Annotated in this window: 6 protein-coding genes; all 6 read right to left on the reverse strand. The window is 36.4% G+C overall.

Annotation, left to right across the window (positions count from 1 at the left end; genetic code table 11):
- Positions 1-19 precede the first annotated feature (19 nt).
- Positions 20-817 (reverse strand): aminoglycoside adenylyltransferase domain-containing protein, encoded by a 798-nt coding sequence (locus JF53_RS12815; protein ID WP_047982001.1) that lies wholly within the window; start codon positions 815-817, stop codon positions 20-22.
- A 149-nt stretch (positions 818-966) separates the two neighbouring features.
- On the reverse strand, positions 967-1,803 hold the full coding sequence (locus tag JF53_RS12820) for an LCP family glycopolymer transferase (protein ID WP_047982000.1): 837 nt from the start codon (positions 1,801-1,803) through the stop codon (positions 967-969).
- Complete coding sequence (locus tag JF53_RS12825; protein ID WP_047981999.1) at positions 1,796-2,317, reverse strand: sigma-70 family RNA polymerase sigma factor; 522 nt, start codon at positions 2,315-2,317, stop codon at positions 1,796-1,798. The genes JF53_RS12820 and JF53_RS12825 overlap by 8 nt, the downstream gene beginning before the upstream one ends.
- 125 nt (positions 2,318-2,442) lie before the next feature.
- Positions 2,443-4,893 carry a DNA topoisomerase IV subunit A gene (gene parC / locus JF53_RS12830; RefSeq protein ID WP_047981998.1) on the reverse strand — a complete coding sequence of 817 codons (2,451 nt, stop codon included), beginning with the start codon at positions 4,891-4,893 and terminating at the stop codon, positions 2,443-2,445.
- A 38-nt stretch (positions 4,894-4,931) separates the two neighbouring features.
- A complete protein-coding gene (parE, locus tag JF53_RS12835) occupies positions 4,932-6,884 on the reverse strand; it encodes a DNA topoisomerase IV subunit B (protein WP_047981997.1) in 1,953 nt (650 codons plus the stop codon).
- Positions 6,885-7,227: 343 nt separating this feature from the next.
- On the reverse strand, positions 7,228-7,758 hold a 531-nt coding region (locus JF53_RS12840; RefSeq protein WP_047982126.1), incomplete at its 5' end, for an IS3 family transposase.

Here is a 7,758-nt window from a genome sequence, read left to right on the forward strand (position 1 = left end):
TATTAAAAAGACCCACACCTTATCTAAGAAACGCATAAACTTGTTTTACAATATAGTCTTTTATTTTCATAAGCTCTGCTTTCTCAAACTCATAAGCTTGATTTAAACCAGAATATTTAGTAACGACTTTTTGAATGGTGTTCTGCATCTCTTTTGGCAATACATGGATACCCCAACTCCCCGCCTCTAGCTTTGATGAAATGGTCCCTTCTTTCAAATACCAAAACACGCGCAATAAATTTAGGGTACAGTAAACTGGATCTTTTTCAATATTTTTCACACACGCTTGAAAGTCGTCCATAATGGAGGATAGAAAATCAGAATGTGGAACACTAGGAAAAATCGTATCTATTGCTTTTCCTTCAAGACAAATTCCCCTGTTTCGTAATACCATTATATGCGCAGCTAAATCAACATCCGTCTTTACTTCTTTCGTTAAATAGTGATCAACTCCGGATGCTAATTCATCCTCATATCGCTTTCTCCAATACTCGCTATAATGAAATTCATATGGGAAAGGATGCTTCCAAGTTTCTAACTGTTCTTTAGCCAAAATACTTACTTCAACTGGAAATGGATTAGCTGAGTATGTTAGAAATAAATGAGCTAAATTCTTTTTCGTATCGTTAGTGATTGCTTTGTTTGTGACTATTAAAATATCAATATCACTACACTTTGGGTTAAAACCTCCCATTGCTAAGGAACCGTGTAAATAGAATCCACTAAAATTTGTTTTGAGTATTCCTTTCGTCTCGTTAAGAATGTGCAATACGAATTCTTTGATGTTAATTGAACAATTTAACCAATTGGTCGTCATAAATAACCCCACCTGTAATGTGTTCCTGCTAATTGATATAATTTAATAAATCACTAGTCTAATACTACCATATTGTTGCAAATTAATTTAGAAAATTGAAACGAGAAAACAAAAAGCCTCGTATTTATGGAGGCCAATGAATTTAATGTTTAATTCTCACCCAAATGATGCTGTAATTGATTGGATAGTTCTTCTAAATAACTTTGATTAATTTCAACGTAATAGATTCCATTAATCATCTTTTCTTCTAATCCTTTTTCTATATCAATTGTTTGAATAGAAAGTTCGGTGTGATCCATCCTGTAAAATTGATTAAGTAGATCACTTGGGAAATTGGTTTCACTGTCTTCAATGATACTCATTGCCTGTGAAAAGGATATTGTATTTATAAGTTGATAAATACTATCCATTTCCTTATCATGAAATGAACCGACTTTTTCTAAGACATCTTTTTCTGGAAAAACCGCATAATAATCAATGGGAAATCCGACTAGATTCGATGCTGTAGATAATACTGATTCTGGTGACGTATAAGGAAGCACATTTCCTAATTTATCATTTCCAAGCATTTTTCCATTCTCATTAAATAGCTGAACATATGTGTTTCGAGAAAGTGGTATGATTTTAACACTTTTTTTACCACTATTATAAGTTAGTAAAATATTTATATTGCTGCGATGACTAATCGCATCTTCTCCTATTAATAAGGCAGAGAAAGATAAATCTCCTTGAAGGGAAGTTTGTTTATCATTATTATTATCTTCTGCAGATAAACTTGAAAACAGTACTCCAATTGCTAGGATGAAGACCATAATGGTACCTAATGTTGGAGGTATGTACTTTTTGCCGATAGGAATGAATTTGTTACTTTTCCTATGTTTCCTCATCTGAATTTTTCGTAAGGTTTCTTCTCTGTCTTCCCCCGTAAACTCCAAGTCTTCTTCGTCAAAATGCGAAAATATTTCTTTATCAAACTTATTATCCATATACAGTTACCTCCTCCATTAATAGTTTCAACCTTTCTTTTGCTCTTTTTAATCTTGTTTTAATGGTGTTTTCCTTGAGTTCTGTAATGTCGGCTATTTCGCTAATGGATAAAGACTTATAATAATATAGAAAAAGCACTTCACGATATTTTGGTGGTAACGAAAAGATATAATCTTTCATTTCCTTTGATTCTTCCATCTTGATAATTGTTTCTTCGGTAGAAATTAGCTTAGAGACGCCCACATTTTCAATATAGTTTTTAGCTTGGATTTTTCGGTAATTCCAGCTCTTTAGATAGTCTTTACACTGGTTAATCGTAATTCGATACAGCCATGTTTTTATCGATGACTCATATCTAAAGTTATCCAGGTTTTCATAGCATTTTATAAACGTATTCTGAACCATATCCTTTGCAGTTTCTCTATCCTTTACATAATTAACTGCTAACCGGACCAAGTCATTGCCGTGTTCTATCATAATTTCTTCTAGTATAGCTTCTTTATGTTTTTCCATAACTCCCCTCTTTTCCATACTACAAATAGTTTACCTTTTGACGATTGCCGAATAAAATAAGTTTCAAATGAATACTAAATAAAAGGTAGACTGTTATACGTAACAGCCTACCTCATGTGTCTGGGCTATTCAATTGTAGGATCAAACGGTTTTTCGTAGGTAGCTTCTTTCCATACTTCTACGACTTCCCCTTGTGTATCTGCATCAATTACAAATGAGCCGTTGCTATAACGATCACTTGTTGATAATTCTAATGGGAAGATTTGATGAGTTTCTCCCTTGGTTGTTGTGAAGCAAATCGTATCATTTTCATGTGTTGCAAAGAATCCAACAATTCGATGTGGTTTATTTTTAAGCTCTCGCAACATTATTAAACCACGTTTTGCTCGACTTGTTTTCTCAAATTCACGTAACTTCATACGTTTGCATGCACCACGTTGGGTAATCACGACTAATGATGGCTCTGATAAATCATCAAATACCTGTCCACCGACGACAAATTCACCGTCTTTTAATTGAATCGCCTTTACACCAGCTGCTCGTTGACCAACAACTGGAATATCCGATTCATGGTACCATAATCCATAGCCTTTATTGGATGCAATAAAGACATCGGAGAATCCTTTTGTCTGACACACGCTAACAACCTCATCATCCTTCTTCAAATTCAATGCGATAAGTGCTTTTGAATAACGTTGTGCCTCATAGATTTTAAGCTCACTTCGTTTTACCATACCATTCTTCGTAAAGAAGATTAAATAATCATCGTCTTTAAATTCTCGTACGGGAGCACAGTGAACAATATATTCATCCTTATCAATCTGGACGATATTTGAAATATGTTGTCCGATATCCTTCCAACGAATATCTGGTAATTCATGAACTGGGATATAGAGATATTTACCTTTATTCGTAAATAGCAATAATTTATCCGTTGTATTCGCTTCGATTAGCCCGACTAAGTGATCATCGTCCTTGATTGCCAAGTCCTCTCCATTTGAAGCGGCATAGGAACGAATGCTAGTACGCTTGATATATCCTTCCTTCGTTGCAGAAATAAGAACATCCTCACTAGCGACCATTACCTCAATATCAATTGTTAACTCTTGAATTTCTTCTTCAATAACAGTTCTTCGACGATCAGCAAATTGTTTCTTCATATCTTTCAAATCGTCTTTAATCGTTTGAAAAAGCTTCTGTTCACTCGCTAAAATAGCTTCAAGTTCCGCGATCTTCGTACGTAGCTCATCTGCTTCTTTTTGAAGTGCAGTAATATCCGTATTGGTTAAGCGATAAAGCTGTAGCATAACAATCGCTTCAGCTTGTCTTTCTGTGAACCCATACTTTTGCATAATTTGATTTTTAGCATCTTGCTTATCCTTTGATGCCCGAATTATTTCAATCAATTCATCCAAAATCGATATCGCTTTAATAAGACCTTCAACAATATGTGCACGATCTTTTGCATGCTTCAAATCATAATTAGTAGATCTAGTTACGACCTCTTTTTGGTGCTGAATATAAGCATCTAGCATTTGGGTTAATGACATTAGCTTCGGAGTCTTATCCTGTATTGCAACCATATTGAAATGGTATGTTACTTGTAAATCTGTATTCTTGTACAGGAAGTTAAGTACCCCTTCACTATTTACTTCCTTCTTCAACTCAATGACAATCCGAAGCCCTGTCCGGTCTGTTTCATCACGGACTTCTGCAATACCTTCGACTTTTCGGTCTAATCGCAACTCATCGATTTTCTTCACTAGCAAAGCTTTATTGACCTCATACGGTATTTCGTCAATTACGATTTGTTCACGGTTTCCACGAATTGTTTCGATGGTGGCTTTTCCACGTAGAACAATCTTGCCTTTACCGGTCTCATACGCTTTACGGATTCCCTCAACACCTTGAATAATACCACCTGTTGGAAAATCTGGACCTTTTAAAACCTTCATCAACTGGTCAATCGATACTTCAGGATTATCAATACGTTTAATAACTGCATCAATAACCTCTCCCAAATTATGTGGTGGTATATCTGTTGCATAACCCGCAGAAATACCAGTAGAACCATTTACTAATAGATTGGGAAACTTAGCAGGAAATACTACAGGTTCCTCATCTGTATCATCAAAGTTCGGGATAAAATCGACCGTTCCTTTGTTGATGTCACGAAGTAGTTCAGAAGCAATGCTCGATAGTCTTGCCTCTGTATAACGCATCGCTGCTGGTGGATCACCATCCACACTACCATTGTTACCATGCATTTGAACTAATACATTTCGCACTTTCCAATCCTGGCTTAAACGTACCATTGCATCATAAACAGAGGAATCACCATGTGGATGGTAGTTACCAATAACATACCCAACTGTTTTAGCTGACTTACGAAAATGCTTATCATGTGTATTTTTTTCTTTGAACATAGAATACAGAATTCTACGTTGTACTGGCTTCAAACCATCTCTGGCATCTGGCAAAGCACGATCTTGAATAATATATTTACTATATCTACCAAATCGATCTCCGATTACTTCTTCTAATGGAAGATCTAGAAATTTTTCTGACTCTGACAAGTCATTCCCCCCTTATCAATCCGTAGGTCTTGTTCGTATTATGAATGTATCTTATCATTTTCTAAAATATTCGGATCATCCTCAAGGCCAAAGGCTACATTTGATTCAATCCATTTTCTTCTTGGTTCTACTTTATCACCCATCAATGTTGTTACACGACGTTCTGCGCGCGCAATATCATCAATCGTTACACGGATTAATGTTCTAGTTTCCGGGTTCATTGTCGTTTCCCATAGCTGATCAGCGTTCATTTCACCAAGACCCTTGTAGCGCTGAATAACATATCCGTTCTTAAATTGGCTAACTGCTTTTCGCATCTCGTCATCATCCCATGCGTAAACAGTCTGTTCTTTCTTACCCGTTCCTTTAGAAACCTTATACAAAGGTGGTAATGCGATATATACTTTACCTGCCTCAATTAACGGTCTCATATAACGGTAAAAGAACGTTAACAATAATACTTGGATATGGGCACCATCGGTATCCGCATCCGTCATGATGATTACTTTATCATAATTTACGTCCTCTAATGTAAAGTCCCCACCAATTCCAGCACCAATCGTATGGATAATGGTTGAAATTTCCTCATTCTTAAATACATCTTGAATTTTAGCTTTCTCCGTATTAATTACTTTACCTCGAAGCGGCAATACTGCTTGGAATTTGCGGTCTCTGCCTTGCTTAGCAGACCCACCTGCAGAGTCTCCCTCCACTAGATACAGCTCATTCTTCTGCGGATTCTTTGATTGCGCCGGTGTAAGTTTCCCACTGAGAATCGTATCTTTACGACGCTTTTTCTTACCACTTCTAGCGTCTTCGCGTGCTTTTCGTGCTGCTTCACGTGCTTCTTTTGCTTTAATTGCTTTTTTGATTAAGGTACCAGCAATATCAGAATTCTCTTCTAGGAAGAAATTAAGCTTTTCCGATACAACTGCATCGACTGCCGATCGCGCTTCTGACGTACCTAGCTTCCCTTTAGTTTGCCCTTCAAATTGCAGCTTTTCTTCTGGAATTCGAACCGATACTATAGCGGTTAATCCTTCACGAATATCGGTACCTTCTAAATTCTTATCTTTTTCTTTTAGCAAACTCGTTCTTCTAGCATAATCATTGAAAATTCTTGTTATCGCAGAACGTGCACCTGACTCATGTGTTCCGCCATCTTTTGTCCGTACATGGTTAACGAAGGATAACATACTTTCTGCATAGCCATCATTAAATTGGAATGCAAATTCTACTTCAATCCCTTGTTGCTCTCCCTCAAAGAAAACAACTTCATGTAAGATGTCCTTATCTTCATTGACGTATTTTGCAAATGCTTTTAAGCCTTCTGGATATTCATATACTTCTTTTTCTTCAGTACGCTCATCTGTTAATTCGATTCTTAAGCCTTTTAATAAGAACGCAGCTTCACGAAGTCGTTCTGAAATTGTTTCAAAATCGAATACAGTAGTTGAAAAAATGCTAGCATCTGGCTTGAAGTGTATTAACGATCCCGTTTTTTTGGTTGTCCCTATCTTTTTAATGTTCCCAACCGGGGCACCACCGTTTTCAAAACGCTGGTAATATACTTCACCATCTCGGTGGGTAGTAACCTCTAGCCACTCGGATAAAGCATTTACAACAGAGGCTCCAACACCGTGTAAGCCTCCACTAGTCTTATAACCGCCTTGCCCAAACTTACCACCAGCATGTAGCACGGTAAAAATAACTTCTAGTGTCGATTTACCAGTACTATGCTTTCCAGTCGGCATACCTCGTCCGCTGTCCTCTACTGAAATACTATTATCTGTATGTATCGTAACATTGATAACATTTCCGTAACCATTTAACGCCTCATCGACGGCATTATCAACAATTTCAAATACAAGATGATGTAATCCGCGGTGATCTGTGCTCCCAATATACATACCAGGTCGTTTCCGAACAGCCTCAAGACCCTCTAGTACTTGAATTGAATCATCGGAGTAATGTAATGATGTCTTGTCCAATTATGATTGCTCCTTTCACTTAAACCATAAACTTTCATATCTTTAATGGTAGAACAAGCGTTTGTTAATGTAAAGATAAACTTGACGAAACCCTTTAATAATAACGTATAAAAATGCAATATCCTAATCAGTATACTACAATTTTTTCACAAATGTATAGAAGTTACCGGAAACTGGTGCATACTTTTCGGTGAGTCTTATGTTTATTTATATTGAAATTGCACTAAATTGGTTACTAAAAAAGCAAACAAAAAGGATGACAAATGTGAACTGCCCCCTGTCAAGTAGACAGGTAAAAAAACAAATTTTTTGTGCCATGTATGAATTCCATGCATGGCTTTTCTTATGCTGGAATTCTTAGCCCCATCTTCAACGTCACGCGCTTTGTATTATAAAATTCAATATAAGCCTCAATATCTTTTTCTAATTCTTCAAATGTGTTATAAGTGGTTAATCGATACATCTCTTCCTTGATGATCCCCCAAAAATTCTCCATTGGACCGTTATCAATACATCTACCAACACGTGACATGCTCTGGATAATTTTGTGTTCTTCCACAAAGTTTTTAAATCCATGGGAGGTGTATTGAAAGCCACGATCACTATGAAATAATGTCTTCATTGGAATAATCGTATCTTTAATCTGAGTGACCGTATCACGTACTAAGGCATTGTTATTATGTCGTGATAATTTATAGGCTACAATTTTATTTTCACCATAATCCAAGATGGCACTTAAATATGCTTTCGAATGAACTCCGTACTTGAATTCAGTGACATCTGTTAATAATACTTCCATCGCGTTATAGTCGGCTTGGAATTTTCTATTTAAAACATTTTCAGCTATATGTTGCGGTTTATGTGGCTTATAGGT

This window comes from Ornithinibacillus contaminans (assembly GCF_001038425.2).
GTDB lineage: Bacteria > Bacillota > Bacilli > Bacillales > Amphibacillaceae > Ornithinibacillus > Ornithinibacillus contaminans.

Coding starts and splice junctions, on each gene's coding strand:
- JF53_RS12815 (WP_047982001.1), bottom strand. CDS start 817: ATGACGACCAATTGGTTAAATTGTTCAATTAACATCAAAGAATTCGTA.
- JF53_RS12820 (WP_047982000.1), bottom strand. CDS start 1,803: ATGGATAATAAGTTTGATAAAGAAATATTTTCGCATTTTGACGAAGAA.
- JF53_RS12825 (WP_047981999.1), bottom strand. CDS start 2,317: ATGGAAAAACATAAAGAAGCTATACTAGAAGAAATTATGATAGAACAC.